The organism is Corynebacterium sp. UMB10119B, from assembly GCF_030228125.1.
Classification (GTDB): domain Bacteria; phylum Actinomycetota; class Actinomycetes; order Mycobacteriales; family Mycobacteriaceae; genus Corynebacterium; species Corynebacterium pseudogenitalium.
The window spans coordinates 201,530-225,685 of record NZ_JASPBG010000003.1 but is presented as its reverse complement, the minus strand read 5'-3'; the positions used below and the strand labels follow the sequence as shown (position 1 = coordinate 225,685).

Sequence of the window (24,156 nt, the reverse complement as noted above, 5' to 3'; positions counted from 1 at the left end):
AAACCATATCGGACTGTTAGGCGAGGTCATCCCAGGAAACCGGACAGATTTATACACACAAAATGTCCCTTAAGCCGCAAAGAAGGCGTCGAAAAGCTATTGCTACCTGGCGATTTGCGTTCAATGATAGAACCGGGTTAGTCTTTCAAAGGCTTCAACGGAGCGGACACACCAACACGGTGAGTTCACAACATAGAGGCTGTGCCCCCTTAGCTCAGTCGGCAGAGCGTTTCCATGGTAAGGAAAAGGTCGTCAGTTCGATTCTGACAGGGGGCTCTGTTGTTTGTACAGTCCTTGTGGCGGCAAGCACATGGCGGTGTAGCTCAGTGGTAGAGCAAGCGACTCATAATCGCTGTGTCGCGAGTTCAATTCTCGCCATCGCTACTCACCTCAAAACGGGAAACGCGTTTCCCGTGGTAGGGTTAGGAGCACTGTTCACAGTGTCCTAGGGGCGTGGCGCAATTGGTAGCGCAACGGTCTCCAAAACCGTAGGTTGCAGGTTCGAGTCCTGTCGCCCCTGCCAAAACTTGTAGTTAGAGGAGTTCTTTTGACTAATCCGCAAGAACACAACCCAGCACAGCCCACTGGCAAGCGCCAGCTGCGCGGGGTCTCCTCTGTTTCATCCGCTTCCTACGAAGCGAAGCACACCCCTGCAAAGCCTGAAGAGGACCGCGAAGAGTCCCTCGGCGGCGGCCCAGGCGCGTTCCCGGGCGAAGTCGTCCAGGAAATGCGCAAAGTCATCTGGCCAACCGGAAACCAGATGCTCAACTACACCCTCGTGGTATTCGCGTTCCTCATCGTGCTCACCGCACTCGTGTGGGGGACCGACCGCCTCGGCACCATGTTGATGCAATGGGTATTCATCCGCTAACATGAACAACAAGTGATTGTCCCGCCACCTCAACACCGAGGTACGGCGGGATTAGTTTTTGCCACACCAAGGAGAAACACCATGACCACCGAGCCGGAAAACCTGGAAAACCTGGAAAACGCCGACATCGAAGCAACTGAGCAGGAAACCGAACTGCAAGCCGAAGAGGAAATGGTCGCCGAAGGCGGCGCCGTCACCGAGGCCACCGATCCGGAGTTAGAAGAGGCCACTGCAGAGGCAGAAGAGGCCGTTGAGGCCGTCGAGGAGCCGGTGCAGGAGGGCGACCTCACCGCGGCCGAGTCGCCGCTCGCTGAGGGCGCTGAGGGCGCCGAGGTTTCGCAGGCTTCGGGTGCTTCGGAGGCTGACGATGACTCCGAGTACCGCGCGCGCCTGCGCAAGTACGTCCGTGAGCTGAAGAAGCTGCCGGGCCAGTGGTACATCATCCAGTCCTACTCCGGCTACGAAAACAAGGTGAAGACCAACCTCGACATGCGTATCCAGACGCTCGAGGTGGAGGACTCCATTTACGACGTGGTCGTGCCGATCGAGCAGGCTATCGAGAACAAGGACGGCAAGAAGAAGCTCGTCAAGCGCAAGCTGCTGCCGGGCTACGTCCTGGTCCGCATGGACATGAACGACGCTGCGTGGTCCGTCGTGCGCGAGACCCCGGGCGTAACCAGCTTCGTGGGCAACGAGGGCAACGCTACTCCGGTCAAGCACCGCGACGTGGCGAAGTTCCTGATGCCGAAGGCTGAGCCAGCCACCGGCGAGGACACCAAGCCGAACGCAGAGGGCGAGACCGTCGTCGCGATGCCGGAGGAAGCAGCGCCGAAGAAGATCGACCACGATTACAAGGTCGGCGAAGCCGTCACCATCCTGTCCGGTGCCCTGGCGTCCGTATCCGCCACGATTTCGGAGATCGACGACGAGACCGGCAAGATCCAGGCGCTCGTGTCCATCTTCGGCCGCGAAACACCAGTCGAGCTCACCGCTGACCAGATCGAACGCATCATGTAACCGTTTGCGTTTGAGCCTAGTGGGGGCGTAAGGTTGAACGTCGCGTGTGCCGTAAGGCCCGCGACGTTTTTTCGTTCTCCCCGGTGGCTCCGTCAAGCGGGGCATCCGGAAGTGTTCCTGCCGTCATCGTGGCAGGTGGCACTGTACCAAGGAATTGAGGTAATTCGATGGCTAAGAAGAAGGTCACTGGCCTGATCAAACTGCAGATCGAGGCTGGCATGGCAAACCCGGCTCCGCCGGTTGGTCCTGCGCTGGGTGCACACGGCGTGAACATCGTTGAGTTCACCAAGGCATACAACGCTGCAACCGAGTCCATGCGCGGCAACATCATCCCGGTTGAAATCACCGTGTATGAAGACCGCTCCTTTGACTTCATCCTGAAGTCCCCACCGGCTGCATCCCTGCTGTTGAAGGCAGCTGGTCTGAAGAAGGGCTCCGGCGTCCCGCACACCCAGAAGGTTGGCTCTGTCACCTGGGATCAGTGCAAGGAAATCGCCGAGACCAAGAAGAAGGATCTCAACGCCCGCGACATCGAGGCTGGCGCCGCGATCATCGCTGGTACCGCCCGCTCGATGGGCATCACGGTCGAGAAGTAATTCTCACCGTCTGTGGGAGCGCCGGCCAGGCGCGTACCACATTTCCTGACAACACCATTTTCTGAAAGGAAATCAACATGGCTAAGAAGTCCAAGCGCTACAACGAGACGCTGGCAAAGGTCGACCGCGACGCGTTCTACCACCCGCTCGACGCCGTCAAGCTGGCACAGGAGACCTCCTCCAAGAACTACGACGCCACCATCGACGTCGCAATGCGTCTGTCCGTCGACCCTCGCAAGGCTGACCAGCTGGTCCGCGGCACTGTCAACCTGCCACACGGCACCGGTAAGACCGTCCGCGTCGCTGTGTTCGCAGAGGGCGAGAACGCAACCAAGGCTGAGGCTGCAGGCGCTGACATCGTCGGAACCGACGCACTGATCGAGCAGATCAACGCCGGCAACATCGACTTCGACGTCGCAATTGCGACCCCGGACCAGATGGCGAAGGTTGGCCGCGTTGCTCGCGTCCTGGGCCCACGTGGCCTCATGCCGAACCCGAAGACCGGCACCGTCACCACCGACGTCGCGAAGGCGATCGAGGAGACCAAGGGCGGCAAGATCGCGTTCCGCGTGGACAAGGCTTCGAACCTGCACGCGCTGATCGGTAAGGCTTCCTTCACCGCTGAGCAGCTCGCCGAGAACTACGGCGCTCTGCTCGACGAGGTGCTGCGCCTCAAGCCGGCATCTGCGAAGGGCGTGTACTTGAAGAAGGTCACCGTCTCCGCAACGCAGGGCCCTGGCGTCCCAGTGGACACCAACGTTGTGAAGAACTTCGCTAAGAAGGCGTAAGCTTCGGCGTTTTACTACGCAAAACACCCCAGTCGATTCGTCGACTGGGGTGTTTTCTACTCTTGCGTCTTGGTTACTGTTTGGGGCGCGGCACCGAGTAGGTGAAGGTGAACTTCGACAGAATGGCGCCTGTGACCTCCGAGTGTGTCTCCACGTCCGCAACGATGATGGTGCGACCCGCCCTCACGATGGAGGCGGTAGCGATTGCGTCACCCTCCTTGGTGTTGGACACCACGTTGCCAGCTACCGAGACAGCGAGCGGGAATACGCCTTCTGGTACCTGCTGCATCGCCAGCCAGGTGCCGCACAAGTCGGCTTGGCCGAACAGCGCCGGGGCAGAGAACATGCCGGCCGGCTGGGCGATCGCCTTGTGCAGCGGCATACCGAGCTTGACCTGGTCCTTGTTGCCGTCGATGGCGTAAACACGCAAGGTTTGTGCCACGTCTTGGACGCCGCCGTCCTCGCGATAGAAGTGCGCCCAGCGCTTCTGGAACTCGTTAAGTTCGGCCATTTATTTCAACTCCAGTCCGTCGATATCCATGGATTGGTTGGTGACCCAGTCGGGTTCAGCAACCAGGAGGGAGAACTCTTGGCCGTCACGCTGGGTGACGTCCAAGACGTACCGCAGCCCGGCCTCCTCCGCAGCGATGACGCCGTCGGTGTCGCCGACAGGCACAGGCACAATGACGCGCCGGCACTCCGGCTGCTGTTTGAACACCTCAGCCACGGTCTCTTTGATTTCCGCGGTAGTCCCGAGGTCCACCACGGTGTCCGTGGTGCCGTACGGGTACGTGTGCTTCAGCGGCGATTTGGTGATGTTGCGGTAGTCGAGCATCGTTTCCGCCTCCTTACTTCTGTGCGTCGGGCTGATTTTGCGATGATACGACGGACTGGCTGGCAGTCTCGGGATTCTCGCCGAACATCGCGCGCACTTCCTGGCGTAGCTGGATCTTGTTGATCTTGCCTGCCGGGTTGCGTGGGATTTCATCCACGTGCACAACGCGGGTTGGCAGCTTGTAACGTGCCAGGTAGTTCGCGCAGTGGTCGCGGACTTCTTCCAAGGTGAGTTCCTTGCCGTCCTTGACCTGCAGGACGGCGACGACGGCTTCACCCCAGCGCTCGTCGGGGATACCGATGACGGAGTTAGCCAGGATGTCGTCGTGTTCGGCGAGGACGCGCTCCACCTCGGCGGGGTAGACGTTCTCTCCGCCGGAAATGATCAGGTCCTTGAGGCGGTCGACGATGAAAAAGTATCCGTCCTCGTCGAAGTAGCCAATGTCACCGGAGTGGAACCAGCCACCGGTGTACGCCTTCTGGGTTGCTTCAGGGTTGTTCCAGTAGCCGACGGCTACGTTTGGGCCCTTCACCCACATCTCGCCGGGAACGCCTGGTTCCTTGATGTGCTGCCCGGTTTCGGTGTCCATCAGTTTGACTTCGGTGTGCGCCATGGGGATGCCACAGGAGCCGAGCTTTTCCATGGTCCTGGCCGGTGGGAGGTAGGTGGCAAATGGGGAGGTCTCGGTGAGGCCCCACGCCTGCTGGACGACGGAGTCCTTCTGCTCCCAGTACGTGCGGATCAGCCGTGGTGGCACCGGGGCGCCTGCGCAGATGATGACGCGGAGGCTAGAAAGGTCGGAGTCGGCGAACTCGTCGTGCTGTGCCATTGCCTCGAGCTGTGCCGGCACGAGGAACGCCGAACCGATCTTGTACTGGGCGACGTCCTTGAAGATGCGGGCTGGGTCGAAGGTACGGTGCACCACAACCGAGTTGCCGCGGCCGAAGGCGCGCACCGCGAAGGAGTTCAGCGCGCCGACGTGGAACAGCGGGGCGGACGCGAGCGTCGCGTCGCCGATGCGGCTGTCGATCGCTGTGTCCACGTTGATCTGGTTCCACCACAGGTTGCCGAACGTGATCTGGGCGCCCTTCGGCAGGCCAGTCGTGCCGGATGTGAACAGCAGCAGCGCCAAGTCAGACATGGTGCGTGGCGTCGGCTTTTCCACCGCCACGGTTTCGTACTCGGAGCTTTGCGAGGTCCGCGACCAGTACAGCGGGATATCGCTCTCTGGTGGGGCGGCTTCGTCGTCATCGACAACGAGGACATGGTGGCGCTCCACGCCGTAGATGCGCTTTGCCTCGTCGAGGAACGTGCCCTCCACGATGATGCTGTTCGGGCTGCCCATCGCCAGCAGCTGCGAGACTTCGCCCGCAGCCAGGCGGAAGTTCACAGGCATGAACACTGCGCCGATCCACCAGGACGCGAACATGCCATACATGAAGGAGCTGGAGTTCATACCGAAGTAAGCGACGCGATCGCCCGGATTCACGCCAGCTTCCTTCAGCTGGGCCGCCCAGCGGACTACGGTGTCACGGAACTCACCGTAATTGATTTCTTGGCCTTCGTAGGCCATCGCCAAGCGTTCTGGCTGCCAGTCAGCGTGGCGCTGTACTTGGAAGCAAGGGCTGACGTCGAGAGTGTTTGCGTCGTGCTCAACACCGCGAATTAACATAGGTTGTCGCCTCCGGCAGTCTTAGCGAAACCGCGAGCCGCGATTCCGCCATCAATCTTGATCACTTCGCCGGTGATGTTCGCGCCGTCTTTCCTGGACGCCAACAGCACGTACGGACCGGTGAATGCATAGGGGTCAGTAGAAATGTCGTGGAGTGGTAGGTATGGGTTGCCGCCGTCGCCGCGCTTGTCCATGATGTCGGAGAACTTCCGGTCATCCAGGCCAGCGGACGCGGGGCCGGATAGGTTCGTGCGCATGCCGCCAACGCCGACACCGTTGACACGGATTTTCGGGGCGAGCTCGTACGCCAGCTCAAGCATCATGCCTTCGGCACCGTGCTTGCTTGCGGTGTAGACCGGCCCGCCGCCGGCCGCGTAGGTCGATGCGTTGGACAGCGTGAAGATCAGCGAACCGTTCGACGCTAGCAAGTGACGCCACGTAGCTTCCGCGGTGAGCAGGTAGCCCTTGAGGTTGACGTTCATGACGTCGTCAAAAATGGCGCTCATCTCTTCGCCGTTGAGACGGGTGATGGAACGGTTGTAGTCCCAGATGCCAGCGTTTGCGATGACGGTGTCCAGGGATCCGAACTCCGCCACGGCAGCGTCGACGGCTTTGTGTAGCGAGTGTGTGTCGGTCACGTCCGCCTCGAGCGGCAGGACGTGCTCGCGGCCGATCTCGTCGGCGACGCTTTCGCATCGCTCGAGCGAGATGTCCACAACTGCTACGCGCGCACCTTCTTCAACGAAGCGCTTCGCCAGCGCTGCCCCAAGTCCGGAGCCACCACCAGTAATAAGTACGTGTTGTCCTTGTAGCATGTCGGCCCTTAGAAGAAGGTAGAGATGTTCTTGGAGTTCAGAACGTTGATGTCGAGCAGGATGCGGCGGTCAAAGACCTTCCACTTCGGGCCGTCCTCACCGTCCTTCGCGGGGCGAAGCAGGTCGGTGCGGGTGCCCACAAACTGGTCCTGCTCGCGCTCGAGGCGAGTGCGCCAGACGTAGAAGTTGGTGCGGACCTCGAGCGCCTCGACGGCGTCGGCGCCTTCACCGACGGTGACGTGCCGTGCGATCAGGTTCGTGATCAGGTGGCGCGTACGCGACGGCGGGTCTTCAGCCCACGCCATGCCGGAGTCGAAGCGGCGGATGCGCCACGCTAGCGAGTCGTAGGTTTCGTCGTAGAAGGCCGGGCCGTCCTCGTCCGAAATGGAGAGGGCCTGCTCGCGGCGGAGGCGGTTCGTGCGGGTTGGTGCCCAGTAGAAGAGGTCTTCGTCGAAGTGGGTCAGCCAGTCGACGTAGCGTCCCTCATCGAGGAGGGCGGCTTCGTCGTAGTACATGTTTTGGAGATCGAAGTAGGTGGTTTGGTCCACTCGCTCCCCGGGGGTCACGTCGTCGCGACGTAGAAAGTCAGTCACGAGTCCATTCCTTTCTTGTAGCTATCGAGCAAGTTTCTTCAGAGGAATCGATGCGTCAGCCAGCTTGTCCTTATCGACGGCAATACCGCGGTCGATGATGCGACGTGCCGCACGAACAGCCATCGAATCTTCGATTGCTGCCGCGCCAACCAAGGCGCCGTTCTCGTCGAGGCGCAACGCGACGGCCGGGCGACCCTCCGCGTCATTGCGGATGATGGTTTCGCCAGGGATAGTCATGTCGCCGGTGCCCTCAACGTGGATGCCGTAGCGGTCGGACCAGAACCAGGACGCGGAAAGTTTCGGAGATGGGCCGTCGATAATTGAGGCGGCGGCTGTCTTTGCTTCCTGGATTGCGGAGTCCCAGTGCTCGTGGCGGCGAAGTAGCGTGCCATCCTCGAGGCGGGTGCGGGCGCAGTCGCCCACAGCCCAGATGGAGGAGTTCGACGTGCGCTGCTGCTCATCCACCAGGATGCCGTTATCGGTCTCCAGACCAGCGGATTCGGCGAGGACCGTCTCCGGGATGATGCCGATACACAGCAACACAGCGTCAACCGTGACGGCGTCGTGGCCGTCGAGGCCGATGTGGAACCTGCCGTCAGACTCCTCGATGCTGGAGGTCATCGCGTTGATGAACTCCACGCCGTTTTCCGCGTGCATGTCGTGGAGGCGCTGCGCCAGCTCAGGACCGACAGCAGGGACCAGGGATACCGGCGCAGGGTCGATGAGTACCACGTCCGCGCCCAGCTTGCGTGCAGAGGACGCGACCTCTGCACCAACAAGGCCAGCGCCAATGATGCCAAGCTTCTTGCCTGGGCCGATCAGCGAGCGCAGCTTATCCGCGTCCTCAGTAGTGCGCAGCACCACGACGTTGTCGCTATCGAAGCCCGGCGCACTGCCGCGACGAGCAGTACCACCAGTGGCGATCACGAGGTTGTCGTACGCAACCTCCTCACCGCCCTCCAGCACCAGCTTCTTCGATTGCGCCTCAACGCGCTCAACGGTGGCTTGCTTCAGCACAATGCTGTTTTCCTCGAGCCACTCCGCCGGGCGGAACTCAATCTCAGCGCGCGTCTTCTCGTTGGTCAGGTAGTCCTTGGACAGCGGTGGGCGGTCGTACGGAACACCAAGCGGATCAATGATCGTGATCTCGCCGGTGTAACCGTTCCTGCGCAGCTCATCAGCGACGGTAAAGCCGCCGATTCCGCCGCCTACGATCGTCGTGCTGCTCACTTGTCGGCTCCTTCAGCAGGCACGCCTGGGTAGAGCCAGACTTCTTCGCCACGCAGCTCAACCTTGTGCGTGTTGGTGTCCTCGGTCGCTGGCATGCACTGCACCGCGCCAGTCTTCATGCAGAACTGGCTGGAGTGCACCGGGCACTCAACCATTGTGCCGTCGACCCAGCCGTCAGACAGGTGAGCGATTTCGTGGGTACAAATATCGTCGAGGGCGTACACCTCATCGTCTTCGGTGCGGAAGAGTGCAATCGGCTTGTCGTATCCCGACATTTCCTCCGTGACCAGGAAGCCTTCCTCCTGCTCGAGATCGTCCAGGTCAGCAACTTTTACTGGTTCAGCCATGGTAATTCGGTTCCTTTCGAGGGTGTGTTTGGTTTACTTCTCGTGCCAAGCTGGGGTCGACATCAGTTCGCGCCAACGGCGGTACAGCGCACGACCAGCAGCGTCTGAATACAGTTCGGATGTAGTGCCGGGGAATCCTTCACGTTCGCCGACCGTGGCCATACCCATCTGGTAGTTCAGCGGGGTGTTGCCAACCATGAAGCCATGCGCTATGGACTGGCACTCAGACCAGTTCTCGCCGTCGTCCTGCTCGAAGATGCCCGACGGGCCAAAAGTGCGCAGGTTGTACAGGCGCTGCGCGCGAGCCACATCCTCCGGCATCGAACGGTCCAGGACAGTCCACGCCCAAACTTCCATCTTGTTCGGGCCCTTCGGGTGCCAGACGCGGATCGAGCCATTGACCGGAAGGTAGGAGAAGTTCGGGAACACGGTTGCGTGGCCGTTCGTCATCGGGCCCATCACCTGCTCAGGGGAGAGCCGCTCGCGCAGGAAGTCGTAGTCGTAGTACTCGTGGACCGGCTGGGCGTCGAAACGGTTCTTCGGGTGTACTGGGAAGCCCGCGCCGTTGCCGTGGTCGTCGTGGTACTGCACACCGGTGCGCTCCGCGATCTCCTTCTTCGGGCCCTTGCCCGACGGGGACATCACCATCAGCGCAGAGGCATGCGACATGTTGACGTGGTACCAATCAGTAGCGAACTGCTCCGCTGCCAACTTCCAGTTGCCGTCGAGCACCCACTTAGTGACGCCACCAACGACGTAGGTGCCTTCAGGGTCTCGGTCCATGAATGCGTCGATGTACCAGCGCATATCACCAAGCGCATCCTCGAGCGGCTCGGCGTTCTCGTCCCAGTTCGCGAAGATGAGGCCCTTGTAGGACTCCACGCGGGGCACCGTGACCAGCGGCCAGTCGTCCTGGGAGAAGTTCTCGTCGTACTGCTCCTTGCCAGGAAGGTTGACGAGGTTACCGTCGAGGTCGTACGCCCAGCCGTGGTACGTACAGGTAAACATCTTCGTGCGGCCCTGGTCGGCGCGGCACACGCGGGCACCGCGGTGACGGCAGCTGTTGAGCAGCACGCGGATTTCGCGCTTCTTGTTCATCGTCGCGATGACCGGGTCTTCGCCCATGTACGTCTGGAAGAAATCGCCCGGCTTCTGGAACTGCGACTCGTGGGCGATAAACAGCCAGGAACGGGCAAAAATACGCGACATTTCCTGCTTGTAGACGGCCTCGTCCGTAAAGACTCGACGATCTACCAGGCCACCTTCAGGGTCGACCATGCCACTGACGTCGATGCACTGATCCAATTCTGCCGGCCGCTGTAAGCCGGACTTTGGTGGCGTTGCCATAGGTAACTCCTTCGCACCTAGTGATAGAAAGCACAATTACTTCTGAAGCGTTCTTTGCTTCACACAATTCTTAAGCTACATGGGGGCAGTTATGTTCGCGTATGTGTTCCAGTGAATAGAACAGAATCTGTGGAACGGGGGTAGGGAACGAGGGTAGTCCAGACATTCTTACTTTTGAGTATGTGGTTTAGTGTTCCAAAACCCGGAACAAGGGCGCGGAGTGTGATGTGCTACTTCTACAGTCAGATGTGACAGCTGATAAACCCAGCCCCGGAGGAGGCCACCATGAGCGTAAAACTTATTGCGCTGTCCCACAGCCCGCTGCTCGGCATCAACGAGCCAAAACCAGAGGTGAACGAGGCGCTGCAAGACGCATTCGCAAAAGCCCGCAAAGCCGCGGAAGAATATGACCCAGATCTGGTCATCGTCTTCACGCCGGACCACTTCAACGGGTTCTTCTACACCCTGATGCCCCCGTTCTGTGTAGGCCTACAAGCAGAATCGATGGGTGACTACCTCACTACGCCTGGCCCATTCGACGTGCCCGAGTCAGCCGCAGAAGAGCTCGCGCAATTCGTTATCGACCAGGACGTCGACATGGCAATCTCCCGCCAGATGGTTCTTGACCACGGTGGCGCACAGCCTGTCGAGCTGCTCTTCGGCTCCCTGACCGCCAAGCCAGTCATCCCGATCTTCGTCAACGGAGTCGCCCGACCGTTCACCGCGATGCAGCGCATCCGTGTGATGGGGGAGGCCGTCGGCAAGTGGGCGAAGGCCCAGGATAAGAAGGTGCTGATGGTTGCCTCCGGTGGCCTGTCCCACGACCCGCCTCTTCCACGCTGGGCATCCGCAACCGACGCACAGAAGCACTTCATGCTCCACGGCCACCCGGACCAGGCCGACCGCGACGCTCGTGAAGCTCGCGTCATCGCCGCCGGCAAAGAAGGTGCCGCAAACGCAGGAATCATCGACATCAACCCAGAGTGGGACGAAAAGTTCATGGCGGACTGCATCTCCGGCGAATCGACGCGATTCGACGCCTACGACGCCGACACCATGGACGACGAAGCCGGTCACTCCTCGCACGAGGTGCGTACCTGGGTTGCGGCGTTTTCCGCGCTGACCGCCGCCAACGGTGGAGTCAACGCCGAGTTCACGTTCTACCGCCCAATCCCAGAGTTCGTCGCAGGCTTCGGCCTGGTCATCGCATCATAGGAGAGACAGATAGATGAGTAGCCGTGAGGACTCCCTGCGTACCATCGCAAACGACCTGCTCGCCGCGTACCCGTCCTGCGAGCCGATCGCGCCACCGCGCACCGTCGTCGCCGACCTTGACATCGCCGACGCCTACGCAATCCAACAGATCCAGGAAAAAGACTTCGTTGCCCGCGGACACAAAGTTATCGGGCGCAAGGTTGGTCTGACCTCACTCGCAATGCAGCAGCAGCTGGGGGTCGATAGCCCAGACTTCGGGTTCTTTACCGACGCCGACCTCTACGAAGCCGGCACCGACATTGCAGTCGACCGCTTCATCTCCCCGAAGGTCGAACCGGAACTCGCGTTCGTGCTCGGGAAGGACCTTGAACCGGGCGCGACACTCGAAGAGACCCGCAAGGCTGTCAAGTCCGCGCACCTTGCAGTCGAAATCATCGACTCACGAGTCCGTGACTGGGACATCCGCCTTGTCGACACCATCGCCGACAACGCTTCGTTCGGCGCCATCGTGTGGGACCCGACCCCGCTCGATCTCGACCTGGAGGAAGCTGCAACAGTCCACGCGACGATGACGCTCGACGGCGAAGTTGTCGGAGAGGGCGTCGGCAAGGATGTGATGGGCGACCCGCTGCTCCCGCTGCCGTGGCTCGCAGGCATTCTCGACGAGCAAGGCACCGCCCTGCGCGCCGGTGACATCGTGCTTACCGGTAGCTTCTGCGGCGCAGTCGCTTTCAAAGCAGGCCAACACCTCGCAGTATCCTACGGCCCATACGGGGCCATCGACGTCCGGTTTAAATAGGTTTGGAGCACCACAATGCAAAAGAAAATGACAGCAGCCATCGTCGGATCGGGCAACATCGGCTCCGACCTGATGATGAAGCTTTTGAACAACGAATCCAACATTGATCTGCGCTACATGGTCGGCGTCGATCCGGAATCGGAAGGCCTCAAGCGTGCGCGCGAAAACGGCATCGCAGCCTCCCACGAAGGCGTCGACTGGCTCCTACAGCAGGATCCGCTTCCAGACCTCGTCTTTGAAGCAACCTCGGCGGGCGCACACGCGGCAAACGCACCGCGCTACCGCGAAGCAGGCATCCGCGCCATCGACCTCACCCCGGCGGCCGTCGGCCCATTCTTCTGCCCATCGGTCAACCTGGATGAGCTCGAAACCGTCGACAATGTGAACATGATTACCTGTGGCGGTCAGGCCACCACCCCGATTGTCGCGGCAGTATCCCGCATCGTAGACGTCGAATACGCGGAGATCGTTGCGTCGATCTCCTCGAAGTCCGCGGGTCCTGGCACCCGCGCTAACGTCGACGAGTTCCTCGAAACCACTGCCGCCGCCCTCGAACAACTCGCTGGCGCGAAACACGCAAAAGCCATCATCATCCTCAACCCCGTCGAGCCACCAATGATGATGCGCAACACTGTCTACTGTGCCCTTCCTCCAGAAGCCGCGGCTCCTGGCGAACTGCAAGACCAGATCGCCGCGTCCATCAAAGAAATGGCAGCGAAGGTGCAGCAGTACGTACCGGGCTACCGCCTCACCGCGGATCCACAGTTCGAAGAAGCCCGCGACGACTGGAACGGACTCGGTCGTGTTTCCGTCCTCATCGAAGTAGAAGGGGCAGGCGACTTCTTGCCGGACTACGCCGGCAACCTCGACATCATCACATCGGCAGCAATTGCCACCGCAAACAAGTACGCCGAGCTCGTGTCGGCGCAGAAGCAAGGAGCATAGTATGAACACGGTTGCGAGCGATGTCATCGATGGCATCCCGACACACAAAATCCGCCTCAACGACACGACCCTGCGTGACGGATCCCACGCCGTACGCCACCAGTACACCAAAGACCAGGTGAAAAAGATCGCCCGCGCGCTTGACGACGCCGGCGTCGAAATGATCGAGGTCACTCACGGCGACGGGCTTGGCGGGTCTTCCTTCAACTACGGCTTCTCCCACACCCGCGACATCGAACTCATCGAAGCCGCAGTCGAAGAAGTCAAGAATGCGAAGATTGCCGCACTGATGCTTCCAGGCCTGGGTACCGTAAAGGACCTCAGAGAAGCAAAGAGTGCGGGCGCATCCATCGTGCGCGTTGCCACTCACTGCACCGAGGCAGATATTTCGATCCAGCACTTCCAGGCAGCACGGGAGCTTGGTTTTGAGACCGGTGGCTTCCTGATGCTTTCACACCGCATCCCACCAGCAGAGCTTGCGAAGCAGGCCCGCATCATGGTCGATGCCGGCTGTCAGTGCGTCTTCGTGGTCGACTCCGCCGGCTACCTAGTGATGAACCAGGCCGCGGACCGCGTCAAGGCAGTCGTTGAAGAGATTGGCGACGACGCACAGGTCGGCTTCCACGGACACCAGAACCTCGGTTTCGGGGTTGCAAACTCGTTGCTCGCTGTAGTCAATGGTGCTCGCCAAATTGACGGCACCCTGTATGGGCTTGGTGCTGGCGCCGGTAACGCACCGATCGAGGTGTTAGCCACGGTGTTCAACCGCACCGGCATTGACATCGGCAATGTTGATCAAGCCAAGCTTCGTGACGCCGCTGAAGACATCCTGAAGCCAATGGTCGAGCGCCTCCCAATGATGGACCGTGGCTCCATCGTCCAGGGTGAGTTTGGCGTTTACAACTCCTTCTTGCTCCACGCGCAGCGCGCCGCGGAACGCTATGGTGTGCCTGCAGCGACCATCCTGGAAGAAGTCGGTCGCCGTGGTTACGTCGGTGGTCAGGAAGACATGATTATCGACGTCGCAATCGACCTGGCAAAGCAGAAGTAGCGAAGTAGAGCGCGTATGCGGGTTTATCCCGCGTGCTTCGCTCTCCACGCACGAGTCCCGGATCCACAAATCTTTTTGAGGACCGGGATTACTGTTTTGGGCTGAAAGTCTTCTGCGGGAAAGGAAACGCTCATCGCGGCAATCGGTACGCCCTCGGTGCCGAAAATCGGGCAGGCGACGCAACATAGACCTTCCGAAATTTCCTCAAGGTCGTAGGCGATACCTTCATCGTGGATCTTTTTCAACGTTTCACGCAGCTCATCCGGGTCTGAGATCGTGTGCGGAGTCCATGGCGCGAGCCCCTCACGGATGATGCGCTCGGTAAGCGTTTCGTCGTACGCCATAATTGCTTTGCCAATGCCAGTCGCGTAAGCGGGAATTAGGCCGCCAATGCGTGACGGCGCTGTCACACCACGGACGGAAAAGAGCTTGTTCGCGTAACGAACGTTCGTCCCTTCAACATGTCCAAGGTGGACGGTGTGTCGAGTGCGCTCAAAAAGCGCTGCCAAAAATGGTGTGAGCAACTCTGATACCTGAGCGGTTTGCTCGGAATACACCTCCGGTGTTGACGTCATTCCGAGCGCCGGGTTGAGCCGATAGAGCTCGTTCGCTTTGAGGACGGCATCATTTTCCACCAGCTTGTTAAGAAGGCGGTGCGTCGTCGACTTTGGAAGATCGACGCGCCGGGCTAACTCTGAAACGCCAACCCCGTTGACGTCCTCGCTCTTGAACGCTTTCAGAATGCCGAACGCCTTGTCGATGGAGTTTGGTTTTGCGTCTTGAACCATAGGCTCAGTGTAACCGGATAGTGTCTATCGTGTGCCACGGACTGGAACACTCCGGCGTGTGCGTGGGTTCGTCGCTATGTTGGCTGTATGACTGAAATTTCCATTCCTGATTACAAGACTGACGAATTCTTCGGGCTCGAGGACAAGTGGCTGGAGACGGCACCCGGCGAGCTCACTCACTACCACGATCTCGGCGAGGGCGAACCAGTACTGTTCCTCCACGGCTCCGGCACGGGCGTGACTGCAGCCGCGAACTGGTGGCTGAACCTTCCGACCATCTCCGAGAACGCACGATGCATCGCGATCGACTCCATTGGTTACGGCCAGACCGTCGTAGCTGAGGGCACCAAGTACGGTATCCGCGAGTGGGTTGAGCACGCAATCCGTGTGCTGGATGCCCTGGGAATTGAAAAGACCTGGATTGTTGGTAACTCGCTCGGTGGCTGGGTTGGCTTCCAGATGATCATCAACCACCCGGAGCGTGTGAAGGGCATCATCTCCATGGGCACCGGTGGGGCGAAGTTGACCGGCGCGCTGAAGGGTCATTCGAACCCGAAGCTGACCGAAGAAGGTATCCGCAACACGCTCGAGCAGTTCGTGGTGGATAAGTCGCTGATCACCGATGAGCTCGTGTCGCTGCGCTACCAGTCCGCGCTGAACGATACGGCGTCTGATCGCCTACAGGAGGTTGTGCAGGCGCGTGACCGTGACCGTACCGAGCTTCCACTCGACTTCGACGTGCTGTCGAAGGTCGAGATCCCGGTTCTGCTAGTGCACGGCATGCAAGACGTCGTGATTACGCCGCAGCGCACGTGGGACCTGGTGAACACAATTCCGTCCGCTGACGCTCACCTTTTCGCACAGTGTGGCCACTGGTCGCAGGTTGAGAAGGCTGATGAGTTCAATGAGGTCATCGTGAACTGGATGAAGCGTCAGTTCTAGTCAGCAGCTTTTCGACGCCCACTTCGGCCCCGTCGTGGTGGGCGTTTTGCTATGTGTACAACATTTTCATCGCACCAGGTCGGTGGACTGGGTTTGGGGCGGAGTAGCCGCGTGGTGAGTGCCAGAGCGGTTGTGCGTCCACAATTTCGATGCGACCTCGGCGTGCTCGTTGGGGGTCGTCGTCGTTGACGCGATTGTGGTAGCGGCACAATGGCGACAGGTTGTTGATGTTCGTTTCCCCGCCGTGTTGCCATGCAGTGATGTGGTGGATTTCGCAGGCGTCGGCTGCATGGCGGCATCCAGGCACTGGGCAGCCGGGGGTAACGGCGCGGGCCAGAGCGCGCTGCTTGTCATTTGCGAGGCGTTGTGTCCGGTAGAGGTTGACTGCCCCGTGCTGTGGGTGGAAGACGGCGGCTTCGAGCTCGTTCTCGGTGGTGGCGACGTGGCTGTTTAGGTATTCGGCGCCTGTCATGGTGGTGCCATCGGTCAGGGTGAGGGTGGTCTCGTCGCCGTGGCCGCGCTGTATTTGGATCCACTGGGGGAGTGGAATGAGCAAGAGAGGTCGGGGGACTGCGTGGGGGACGGAACGGCCGTCGCCACGTATGATGTCGAGGAATCTGCGCAGCATGTGTTTCGTGGGTGGCGTCTTGGGGTCCATGTCTTGGGTGAGGGCGTGTTCAAGGTCGGCGAGGTCGCGCTCGTTGGTGGTGAGCGTCATGGTGCGGCGCCCATTGCGGGAAGGCGAAAATGTGAGGCGGTCGTTTTGGTGCTTGGTGTTGTTCGGAAGAAGTGCTTTTGCGCGTTCGCTGAGCTTTTTGTATGTGCCCTTGGTATCGAGGAGTACGAGGCGCAGTTTGGTGCGTGTTCGCGCGGACTTGATGGGGCGTAAGCGCCGTTCGATCATAGCGAGTTGGTCGAGTGAGAAGCCGTAGCGTCGAGCCTTTTCGGTAGCGAGTCGCTGTTTTTGTCGGGATTTTGTGGGCCCGAAGTAGATGTCGTGGAGCTGGCGCCAGGCGCGGGCTCGTGTTGGATCGACGCCTGCTTCGATGGCGGCTTCGTAATCGAAGCCGTCCAGTACGTCGAGTGCCTGCGTGGACATGGATTCTAGGAATGTCTTGAAGTTCATAACCTGAACATATGTGGTTGCAGAACGCCTGGGAAAGGCTTTTCACGCTACCTGTGGATAACTTCTTCTTGTGTGGCGTTTTCTGAAGTGCCCTGTGGATAACGTATGACTTGCATGCGAACGCTAATGAAAATAATGTTCATTAGGTGAAATTTTCTGTCATCAAGATTCTGCGAGCGCTCGCCGCGACATTACTGCTCCTTTCCATGTCGACGCCTGCTTTCGCGGCGGAATGCCACCCGACACTGCACCCGATGGTGAAAGACGACCGCACTGTTCCGGCCGAGTGGCGCGATCCCGCAGAGCTCGTTTTTGGGCTGGGTGATGCAGCAAAGCAGCAGCTCTCCAATCCAGTTGGGCCAATTCCGGCCGGTACCGCGTGGATGATCGGTGCAACTCAGCAAGCCGGTGTGCCATGGCTTGGAGCGAATACGCAGCATCCGTCGCTGCTTGAGCACACTTCTGGGGATGTGGCCTGGGAGATTACAAATTTTGATGGACCTGGTGCCATGTTTGTGTTCACGCAGGGTGGGCTCGGTCAGGTCGTGGGCGAGGAGTGGTTCCGTGGCGTGGATGGGCAGGCGCAGGGCAGCCATACCATTCCTGCGAATTCACATGTGCATCCAAACTGGATGTTCAGTGCTCCGGGGACTTACACGGTGACAGTTCGTCAAAGCGCGACGACGAGTAATGGCGAGCCGGTGAGCGGGGAGGCGACGCTCACCTTTGACATTGGCGGCGCCGGTAACGCGAACGATGGTCACTTCGACTTTGGCTCCGTCTTTGACGAGGAGGGCGAGTGCGCGCAGCCAGTGGTGGCGAGCAACGCGAATCCAGCGCCTGATCAGGGAGAGACTCAGTTGCAATCACAAGATCACCAGCAGCAGGATGTTGCTCCCGCGCAACGCGGTGGGGCCCTTGCAGAAACGGGTACGACAGTGATGACGCTGCCGGTGGCTGTGCTCGGCTTGGGCGTGTTTGTCTTTGGTGCGAGTTGGTTGTGTTTGGATGCGTCGTTGCGCCGTCGTGTCGCCGCAGCGTGGGGTTTCGGTGGCCACCGGTGATCCAGTTTTTTCAACGAGCCGCTGTGCTGATGTGCGTGGCGCTGCTCGGGGCGTGTAGCGCACCGGAAGGGCAGTCGGTGGGAGAGGGGAAGGCGTCGGTGGTGGCGTCGACACCTATTTTGGCGGATGCGGTTCAAAACGTTGCAGGTGATGTGGCTGATGTGCACACGCTGATGGCGCGTGGGGTTGATCCGCACAGCTACGAACCGAGCTTGCATGCCACACGCGACATCGCGTATGCGGATGCCATTTTTACCAACGGACTGTTGTTGGAGCCACAGTCTTTAACGAATACGATTGCGGCGACCGTGCGTGACACGACTCCGGTCGTGGCACTTGCGCAGGAGGCGCAACGGTACGGGTTTGCGCCGATTCCGCTTGTGGAGGACGCGAGCCTAGATGCGGTGTGGCTCGGGTTGCGGGTGGATACGGGCCAACAGCTCCCGACGACGGGAGTCGCGGACTTACACCTTGTAGATGTTGACGGCCCCGGTGCCACTTTCGCGTTCATCCTGGGAACCTTCGGCACCCCGGAGGTGGTGTTCAACTCTCACGACGGGCTGGATAGCCGTGACGTAAAGACCCTGCCGGTTGACGCGCATACTCACTTGAGCTGGGCATTTTCCAAGCCAGGCGTGTACAAGCTGAGGTTTGAATCGCATATTCGCGATGCCGTCGGTGCACCTGAGCGCGCAAGTGTGGAGTCGACGGTGACGGTCGTTGTGGGGCAGGATCCCGCGCGGGTAACGCCGGGGTTGCACGCGGTGGAGAAGGGGCACGTCGACATTACAACAGAGCTTGATGGGCAAGGTGCGGCTCACCTCGTGCTCAACTCGGATGACGATGGCCGCATGGATCCAGTGAACGTAGCCGTCACAGTGCCGAATACAACCCTGCAGCCGATCCCTCCGGAGCGCCCCTTCCGATTCCTCGGTACGCCGGGGGAGGAAACCTACCTGCTCCCGCAGGCGGTGCTGGGCAATCACGTGCATGGTGAGCTGGACCCGCATGTGTGGCACGACGTTCGGGCGATGAAAGCGATCGTTCAGGTAATCCGTGACGAGTTGGCTGCGGTGGATCCGCGCCACGCGGAAATCTACCAGGCAAACGCCCGCGACTACCTGCAAAAACTGGACGCAGCGGATGAAATGATGCACGAGTCTGTCTCCGCGGTTCCGGAGGAACAACGCAACCTGGTGACTACACACCATGGATACGCCTACCTCGCGCGGGCATATGGAATGCGAGTTGCAGGTTTTGTCACGCCAAACCCCAGCGTGGAGCCGAGCCCGCGTGATGTCATCGCGTTCACCCGCACACTGGAGAATCTGCACGTGCCCGCGGTCTTCCTGGAACCACAGTTGGCGGGGCGCAGCACAGTGCTGACAGAAACCGCCGCCCGGCTTGGCATAGAGGTATGCCCAATCTGGGGCGACACATTGGATCCTCCGGGGTCTGGGCCAGCCGATACCTATATACACCTTGTGGAGGCGAATGCTGCGTCGATACGCAGGTGCCTCGCACGAAATGAGAAATGAGCGAACAATGAAACTTCGAATTACCCCACTGATGGTTGCCGCGGTGATCGTGGCAACTCCTGCGATCGCGAATGCGCAGGCCGCCAACAACGATCCTGCGTTACAACAGGTGGTCAGCGCAGATGAGGCGATTGTGCCAGCCGGTGAGCACACAGTTATTGACGCCGGTCACGTCGACCTAGGCGCGACATTCAACGGGGATACCCTTGAATTTCTCGCTCGCGACGACACACAGCAACCGCCCGTATGGCGTCACCTCGACGACGTGGTGTTCCGCGTGACCGATGCCGCGAAGCAAACCCTCCCCGACGGCGACGACTTCGCCTTCACCGGCGCAAAGCCAGGTGCGGACGTCTGGGTGATCCCACAGACTGAGGTTGCCGGGGTGCCGTGGCTGGGGTGGAACACGCAGGCCGCGAGCCTGCTCGAACACTCCGGAAACGGCGTGAGCCTGGAGTTCGGCGGACACGAAGGGCCAGGCGAGTTCTCCCTGTTCCTGCAACCGGGCGGGTTCCACGCACCACAGTTGCTGTGGACGACTACTGAGCCGGGTGTGCAGCCAATGTGGGTGGAGCCGAACACGCATACCCACGCCAATTGGGTCTTCACCGAGCCGGGAGTGCACCTGGTCGGGGTGCGAGCAGTGGTGAAGGATGACGCTGGCACCGTTCACACGGACGAGCAGTTGGTGCGCGTGGCTGTAGGCGACGGGACGGACGTAGTGGCGGCGCAGTCCGCACAGTTCAACGGGCCGTGGCGCGAGGGTGCTGCGTCGGAAGAACAGGCAGATAGCCAGAGCACGCTGAATGCGGGGCTGATCGCTGGTGGGGTGATCGGCGTGTTGCTGCTCGCGCTGGTGGCGCTTCTAGTGGCGCGTTCTCGGAAGGGGCGTCGCGCGTGAGCACGCAACCGCTTATAGAGGTGCGAGGCTTGCGCGCCGGGTACCCGGGTCGCCCGGTGTTTGAGGGCGTTGATCTTCTTGTGCCTGCCGGGCAGTTCGTCGCGCTGCTCGGGCCAAACGGAGCGGGGAAGACCACGCTGATGCGCGCAACGCTCGGCCTGATTCCCGGCACAGCCGGAACGGTGCGGGTAGGAGAGTGTACGGGCCACGCGGTGCGCAAAGTGGTGGGGTACGTCCCGCAGCGTCACGACGTCGCCTGGGATTTCCCGATCGATGTCGCGTCCGCTGTCATGAACGCCACGCTTGACCTGCGCCCGTGGTACGCGCGGCCTAAGGCGGAGCACCACGAAGCTGTGGCGGAAGCACTCGAAGCTGTGAACCTCCAAGACCTGGCGCATCGGCCGATCGCGGCGCTTTCCGGAGGGCAGCGCCAACGCGTGTTGGTGGCGCGCGCCCTGGTGCGTCGTCCAGGCGCGCTGTTCCTCGACGAGCCGTTCACCGGCCTCGATATCCCGTCTACTGAGCAGCTGCTAGCGCTGTTTCGTCAGCTGGCTTCCCGCGGAATCGCGATCGTGATGTCCACGCACAACATCGTGGAGGCTGTTGACTCTTGTGATCGCCTCCTGCTGTTCCGCGGTGGCATCGTCGCGGACGGGGCTCCCGCTGATCTTGACGACGCCCGCCCCTGGATGGACACGTTCGACGTCGGCCCGGATTCGCCATGGCTGGCGGCGCTGCAAACACATGTGAAAGAGGTATCCCGTGCTTGAGATCGGGTTTCTGCAATTCTTGGCTGACGTGGCCAACCCACACCTGGCGTTCTTGCCGCGCGCGTTGACGGCGGCGGTGTTGGCGTCCGTGTTGTGCGCGGTCGTTGGGTGTTTTGTGGTGCTGCGCGGTATGGCGTTTATCGGGGATGCGGTGGCACACGCCGTGTTTCCGGGCGTTGCGTTGGCGTTCGCGCTGCAGGTGTCGGTGCTGCTCGGTGGGGCCGTTGCCGGGTTGATCGTGGCGGTGTTGATTGCAGTGCTATCGCAACGGCGTGCGCTGAAAGAGGACGCGGTGATTGGCATTGTGTTTGCGGCCGCGTTCGCGCTTGGCCTGGTGATTATTTCGCGTGTTGAGGGCTACACAGCGTCGCTGAGTTCGTTCTTGTTTGGTTCGCTGACAGGTGTGAGTGAGCGCGACCTTATAGTCAGTGCTGCGACGTGTGCTGTCATTGTGTCGCTGGTGGTGGTGTTACGGCCGTGGCTGACCGCGGTGGCGCTCGACCGAGAGACGGCGCGCGCGATGAACGTGCGCGTCGCGCTCCTGGACTTGGTGTTGTACCTGTGTGTGACGGCCGCGGTGGTGGTTTCGGTGCAGACGATCGGCAACATTCTGGTGTTGGCACTGTTGGTTACCCCGGCGTCCGCCGCGCGACTGTTTACAGACAACCTGGAGACCATGATGATCCTCGCCGCGCTGATTGGCGTGGTAGGCAGCGTGGTTGGTGTATGGCTGGCGTGGTCGTTTGACTCGCCGACCGGCGCAACGATTGTACTGTGTGTGACTGCCATCTTCGGTGCGAGTTGGCTCTTCGCTAGGAAAGGGGTGCGGGCATGATCCGCAGACTCATCCTTGTGGTTGCGCTGATCGCGTTTACTGTCACCCCGGCGCACGCGACCACGCCTGCCGGGCATCAACCCGGTGACCCGGGGCATGGCGTCGTCCTCCCGGAGGACCTTGACCACCCCTGTGCCGGGCGTAAGTTGCTCTACCACTCCCACAATGACGCGCTGTACGGCACCCGGTTCGACGGCCAGCTGTCCATTGGTGCGGTTGACGGTCAGCAGGTCACCGACCAGCGCGACGTCTGCTTCCGTCTGCCTCTCGACGCTGACGCCGACGGCAATGACGTCTCCCGCCTCACCATCCCGGATGATGGTTCCCTCGACTTTTTGGGCGCTCCGGGCAGTCAGGTGTGGCTCGCGCCCCAGCACGCGGATTTCACCGATGATTGGCGCCCCATCTGGTCCGGCATCGGTGCATTTGACCCGGCGCACGAGCTGCCGGGTGCTGTGCCAAGCAACTTCAAAGACGACATGATGTACTTCGACCTGCTGGGCATCGATGGTCCGGGTGATGTGCAGATCTTCTTTAAGAACGCCGCCTCGCCGGCCGAGCGCCTCTTCAATAGCGCTGACGAACAGATGCGCACCGTCGAGTATGAGGTTGGCGCGCACGGCCATTTCAACTGGACGTTTACGAAGCCCGGCGTTTATAAGCTGCGTTGGCAGGGTCGCGCCGAGCTGACCAACGGTGAGACCGAGTACACCGGCTGGACCGACCAGTACTGGCTGGTTGGCACCGACGCGGACGTCGGTTTGCCGGAGGGCACCACGACGGGACTTCGCACCCCCGCACTATCGACGCCCACTCCATCACCGACGCAACCGCCAACACCAACACCAACAACACCAGCGACAACCGCGGCACCCGCACCCGCGGCGAAGCACTGCGACGCGCTGCGTACCCGCCCGGAGGCGTTCATCGCGAACGGGCATATGGACATGGGGCCCGTCGATACGGGGGAGGCCGTGCTCATCGACGACCGCGACCCCAACAACCCCGCGCGACACTCCAGCGGCACCTTCCTCTTCGAGGTTCCCGACCGCGCCCGCCAGGACATCCCTGCGACGCTGCGCGACACGTTCCCCACCCGCCCCGAGCACATGTGGGTGTTGCCGCAGTCGCAGAAGGCGGACCTGCCATGGCTCGGGTTCTCGACAACCCACCACCCAGCCCCCGCCACCGTCCGCATTAATGCTGTCGCCGGACCCGGCCGTATGTACACCTGGCACGAGGGTCTGCAGGGCGCGAAGCTCGAGCTGGACTCCGGCGACAAGTCCCGCACGCTGAGCTACCCGGCGAACGCCCATGACCACCAGGCATTCGGATTCACCGAGCCTGGACTTTACGCCGTGACTTTCGCGTTTGACTCCGCGGAGCTCGTTGCGGTCTTCGCGGTCGGCGACGCCGCCATCGCGACGGCCCACGAACAGCACGCGAGCGGATATCGTGAGCTGGATTCGTGCGGCTCCAATGCAGCGACCAGCGACACATGGATGGGCGCATTAGCGAAGGGGATCCGCTCAATCGACGAGGAGTTGAGCAAGTTCGGCCACAAGCTACGGCCAGCCGCAACGACTGCGCCGTCAAAGCCAGTGCCACCGCGCACTGTAATAAGTACTGTGCGTGCGACGGAAACGAAGGCCACGACCAAGCAGGCGCCACCAAAGCAGACGACGGCGCAGAAACCGGCGCAGAAGTCTATAACAACATCGGCACCGAAGCAGAAGGCGGCAACGGCGACGGGGGCGAAGCCGACGTCGACAAGAAGAGCGATCCCGGACGCTCCGATACAGGCTGGTGGCGGTGGCATCGTCTCATCCTTCGACCAGGGAGCAGCGCAGGAGGAACCCGCAACGGGCGTGACTGCCAGCGGTTTCTGGGGCGGGCTCATCCTCGGTGTTGGCTTGATGGCGCTGCTGGGAGGCATTGCGTTGTTCGTGGTGGCGGCGCGGATGTTGCGCGGAGTTGCGCGCACGCAAGAAGACGTGTAGGGTTCCACAACGAAGTTTGAACGGGTAATACCCGAGCTCAAGTTTCACCGAAGACCGTCGGTCGCCCTTCG

25 protein-coding genes and 3 tRNA genes are annotated in these 24,156 nt (G+C 60.9%); 18 read left to right on the top strand and 10 right to left on the bottom strand.

From position 1 onward, the window contains the following. The first annotated feature begins 203 nt into the window (after nucleotides 1–203). The 7 genes from QP802_RS04955 to rplA all read left to right on the top strand — a co-directional run bounded on the left by QP802_RS04955 (nucleotide 204) and on the right by rplA (nucleotide 3,272). Nucleotides 204–276: transfer RNA gene (locus QP802_RS04955), tRNA-Thr, on the top strand. Between the two features lie 36 nt (nucleotides 277–312). Then, nucleotides 313–384, top strand: a tRNA-Met gene (locus QP802_RS04950). Between the two features lie 63 nt (nucleotides 385–447). Then, a tRNA-Trp gene (locus QP802_RS04945) sits at nucleotides 448–523 on the top strand. A 24-nt stretch (nucleotides 524–547) separates the two neighbouring features. Beyond that, complete coding sequence (gene secE / locus QP802_RS04940; RefSeq protein WP_070477497.1) at nucleotides 548–871, top strand: preprotein translocase subunit SecE; 324 nt, start codon at nucleotides 548–550, stop codon at nucleotides 869–871. 81 nt (nucleotides 872–952) lie between these two features. Further along, entirely contained in the window at nucleotides 953–1,888 is a 936-nt protein-coding gene (gene nusG / locus QP802_RS04935) for a transcription termination/antitermination protein NusG (RefSeq protein WP_284817706.1), read from the top strand. Between the two features lie 167 nt (nucleotides 1,889–2,055). After that, entirely contained in the window at nucleotides 2,056–2,484 is a 429-nt protein-coding gene (rplK, locus tag QP802_RS04930) for a 50S ribosomal protein L11 (protein ID WP_070363143.1), read from the top strand. A gap of 77 nt (nucleotides 2,485–2,561) precedes the next feature. Further along, entirely contained in the window at nucleotides 2,562–3,272 is a 711-nt protein-coding gene (gene rplA, locus QP802_RS04925; protein WP_070477499.1) for a 50S ribosomal protein L1, read from the top strand. Nucleotides 3,273–3,345: 73 nt separating this feature from the next. Here the strand turns inward: rplA and QP802_RS04920 are convergent, their stop codons facing one another. Genes QP802_RS04920 through QP802_RS04885 form a run of 8 tightly spaced genes read right to left on the bottom strand, consistent with a single transcriptional unit; the run spans nucleotide 3,346 to nucleotide 10,111 of the window. After that, nucleotides 3,346–3,783 carry a PaaI family thioesterase gene (locus QP802_RS04920; RefSeq protein WP_070363141.1) on the bottom strand — a complete coding sequence of 146 codons (438 nt, stop codon included), beginning with the start codon at nucleotides 3,781–3,783 and terminating at the stop codon, nucleotides 3,346–3,348. Next, nucleotides 3,784–4,107, bottom strand: a complete 324-nt coding sequence (locus tag QP802_RS04915; protein WP_070363140.1) for a hypothetical protein — start codon at nucleotides 4,105–4,107, stop codon at nucleotides 3,784–3,786. Between the two features lie 13 nt (nucleotides 4,108–4,120). After that, complete coding sequence (locus QP802_RS04910) at nucleotides 4,121–5,779, bottom strand: acyl-CoA synthetase (RefSeq protein WP_070363139.1); 1,659 nt, start codon at nucleotides 5,777–5,779, stop codon at nucleotides 4,121–4,123. Then, nucleotides 5,773–6,594, bottom strand: a complete 822-nt coding sequence (locus QP802_RS04905) for an SDR family NAD(P)-dependent oxidoreductase (RefSeq protein WP_070477503.1) — start codon at nucleotides 6,592–6,594, stop codon at nucleotides 5,773–5,775. Before QP802_RS04905 ends, QP802_RS04910 begins: the two co-directional genes overlap by 7 nt. A gap of 8 nt (nucleotides 6,595–6,602) precedes the next feature. Beyond that, nucleotides 6,603–7,187 carry an aromatic-ring-hydroxylating dioxygenase subunit beta gene (locus tag QP802_RS04900; RefSeq protein ID WP_070363137.1) on the bottom strand — a complete coding sequence of 195 codons (585 nt, stop codon included), beginning with the start codon at nucleotides 7,185–7,187 and terminating at the stop codon, nucleotides 6,603–6,605. 21 nt (nucleotides 7,188–7,208) lie between these two features. Then, nucleotides 7,209–8,417 (bottom strand): NAD(P)/FAD-dependent oxidoreductase, encoded by a 1,209-nt coding sequence (locus tag QP802_RS04895; RefSeq protein ID WP_070477507.1) that lies wholly within the window; start codon nucleotides 8,415–8,417, stop codon nucleotides 7,209–7,211. Further along, nucleotides 8,414–8,764 carry a non-heme iron oxygenase ferredoxin subunit gene (locus QP802_RS04890; RefSeq protein WP_070363135.1) on the bottom strand — a complete coding sequence of 117 codons (351 nt, stop codon included), beginning with the start codon at nucleotides 8,762–8,764 and terminating at the stop codon, nucleotides 8,414–8,416. Before QP802_RS04890 ends, QP802_RS04895 begins: the two co-directional genes overlap by 4 nt. A gap of 33 nt (nucleotides 8,765–8,797) precedes the next feature. Beyond that, on the bottom strand, nucleotides 8,798–10,111 hold the full coding sequence (locus QP802_RS04885; RefSeq protein ID WP_070477508.1) for an aromatic ring-hydroxylating dioxygenase subunit alpha: 1,314 nt from the start codon (nucleotides 10,109–10,111) through the stop codon (nucleotides 8,798–8,800). Between the two features lie 285 nt (nucleotides 10,112–10,396). On the opposite strand from QP802_RS04885, the gene QP802_RS04880 reads away from it, so the two are divergent. Genes QP802_RS04880 through dmpG form a run of 4 tightly spaced genes read left to right on the top strand, consistent with a single transcriptional unit; the run spans nucleotide 10,397 to nucleotide 14,121 of the window. Continuing rightward, the gene (locus QP802_RS04880; RefSeq protein WP_070363133.1) at nucleotides 10,397–11,326 is read left to right on the top strand and encodes a 3-carboxyethylcatechol 2,3-dioxygenase; all 930 of its coding nucleotides are present in this window, start codon (nucleotides 10,397–10,399) and stop codon (nucleotides 11,324–11,326) included. Nucleotides 11,327–11,339: 13 nt separating this feature from the next. Next, complete coding sequence (locus QP802_RS04875) at nucleotides 11,340–12,125, top strand: 2-keto-4-pentenoate hydratase (RefSeq protein ID WP_284817705.1); 786 nt, start codon at nucleotides 11,340–11,342, stop codon at nucleotides 12,123–12,125. 15 nt (nucleotides 12,126–12,140) lie between these two features. Then, nucleotides 12,141–13,070, top strand: a complete 930-nt coding sequence (locus QP802_RS04870; protein WP_070363131.1) for an acetaldehyde dehydrogenase (acetylating) — start codon at nucleotides 12,141–12,143, stop codon at nucleotides 13,068–13,070. Nucleotide 13,071: 1 nt separating this feature from the next. Next, nucleotides 13,072–14,121 (top strand): 4-hydroxy-2-oxovalerate aldolase, encoded by a 1,050-nt coding sequence (gene dmpG, locus QP802_RS04865; protein ID WP_284817704.1) that lies wholly within the window; start codon nucleotides 13,072–13,074, stop codon nucleotides 14,119–14,121. Nucleotides 14,122–14,144: 23 nt separating this feature from the next. Here dmpG and QP802_RS04860 read toward each other — a convergent pair whose 3' ends face one another. After that, nucleotides 14,145–14,909 carry an IclR family transcriptional regulator gene (locus QP802_RS04860; RefSeq protein WP_284817703.1) on the bottom strand — a complete coding sequence of 255 codons (765 nt, stop codon included), beginning with the start codon at nucleotides 14,907–14,909 and terminating at the stop codon, nucleotides 14,145–14,147. A gap of 87 nt (nucleotides 14,910–14,996) precedes the next feature. Between QP802_RS04860 and QP802_RS04855 the strand changes: the two genes are divergently transcribed. Next, a complete protein-coding gene (locus QP802_RS04855; RefSeq protein WP_284817702.1) occupies nucleotides 14,997–15,851 on the top strand; it encodes an alpha/beta fold hydrolase in 855 nt (284 codons plus the stop codon). Between the two features lie 49 nt (nucleotides 15,852–15,900). Here the strand turns inward: QP802_RS04855 and QP802_RS04850 are convergent, their stop codons facing one another. Further along, nucleotides 15,901–16,977: an HNH endonuclease signature motif containing protein gene (locus QP802_RS04850; protein WP_070477514.1), complete on the bottom strand. Its 1,077-nt coding sequence runs from the start codon at nucleotides 16,975–16,977 to the stop codon at nucleotides 15,901–15,903. A gap of 146 nt (nucleotides 16,978–17,123) precedes the next feature. On the opposite strand from QP802_RS04850, the gene QP802_RS04845 reads away from it, so the two are divergent. Genes QP802_RS04845 through QP802_RS04820 form a run of 6 tightly spaced genes read left to right on the top strand, consistent with a single transcriptional unit; the run spans nucleotide 17,124 to nucleotide 24,085 of the window. After that, nucleotides 17,124–18,041 (top strand): TIGR03773 family transporter-associated surface protein, encoded by a 918-nt coding sequence (locus QP802_RS04845; RefSeq protein ID WP_284817701.1) that lies wholly within the window; start codon nucleotides 17,124–17,126, stop codon nucleotides 18,039–18,041. Further along, on the top strand, nucleotides 18,038–19,579 hold the full coding sequence (locus QP802_RS04840; RefSeq protein WP_284817700.1) for an anchored repeat ABC transporter, substrate-binding protein: 1,542 nt from the start codon (nucleotides 18,038–18,040) through the stop codon (nucleotides 19,577–19,579). The genes QP802_RS04845 and QP802_RS04840 overlap by 4 nt, the downstream gene beginning before the upstream one ends. A 7-nt stretch (nucleotides 19,580–19,586) precedes the next feature. After that, on the top strand, nucleotides 19,587–20,480 hold the full coding sequence (locus tag QP802_RS04835) for a choice-of-anchor M domain-containing protein (RefSeq protein WP_284817699.1): 894 nt from the start codon (nucleotides 19,587–19,589) through the stop codon (nucleotides 20,478–20,480). Next, a complete protein-coding gene (locus QP802_RS04830) occupies nucleotides 20,477–21,250 on the top strand; it encodes an anchored repeat-type ABC transporter ATP-binding subunit (RefSeq protein ID WP_284817698.1) in 774 nt (257 codons plus the stop codon). Before QP802_RS04835 ends, QP802_RS04830 begins: the two co-directional genes overlap by 4 nt. Beyond that, a complete protein-coding gene (locus QP802_RS04825) occupies nucleotides 21,243–22,085 on the top strand; it encodes an anchored repeat-type ABC transporter permease subunit (RefSeq protein WP_071572796.1) in 843 nt (280 codons plus the stop codon). Before QP802_RS04830 ends, QP802_RS04825 begins: the two co-directional genes overlap by 8 nt. Then, nucleotides 22,082–24,085: a choice-of-anchor M domain-containing protein gene (locus QP802_RS04820; protein WP_284817697.1), complete on the top strand. Its 2,004-nt coding sequence runs from the start codon at nucleotides 22,082–22,084 to the stop codon at nucleotides 24,083–24,085. Before QP802_RS04825 ends, QP802_RS04820 begins: the two co-directional genes overlap by 4 nt. Nucleotides 24,086–24,156 lie beyond the last annotated feature (71 nt).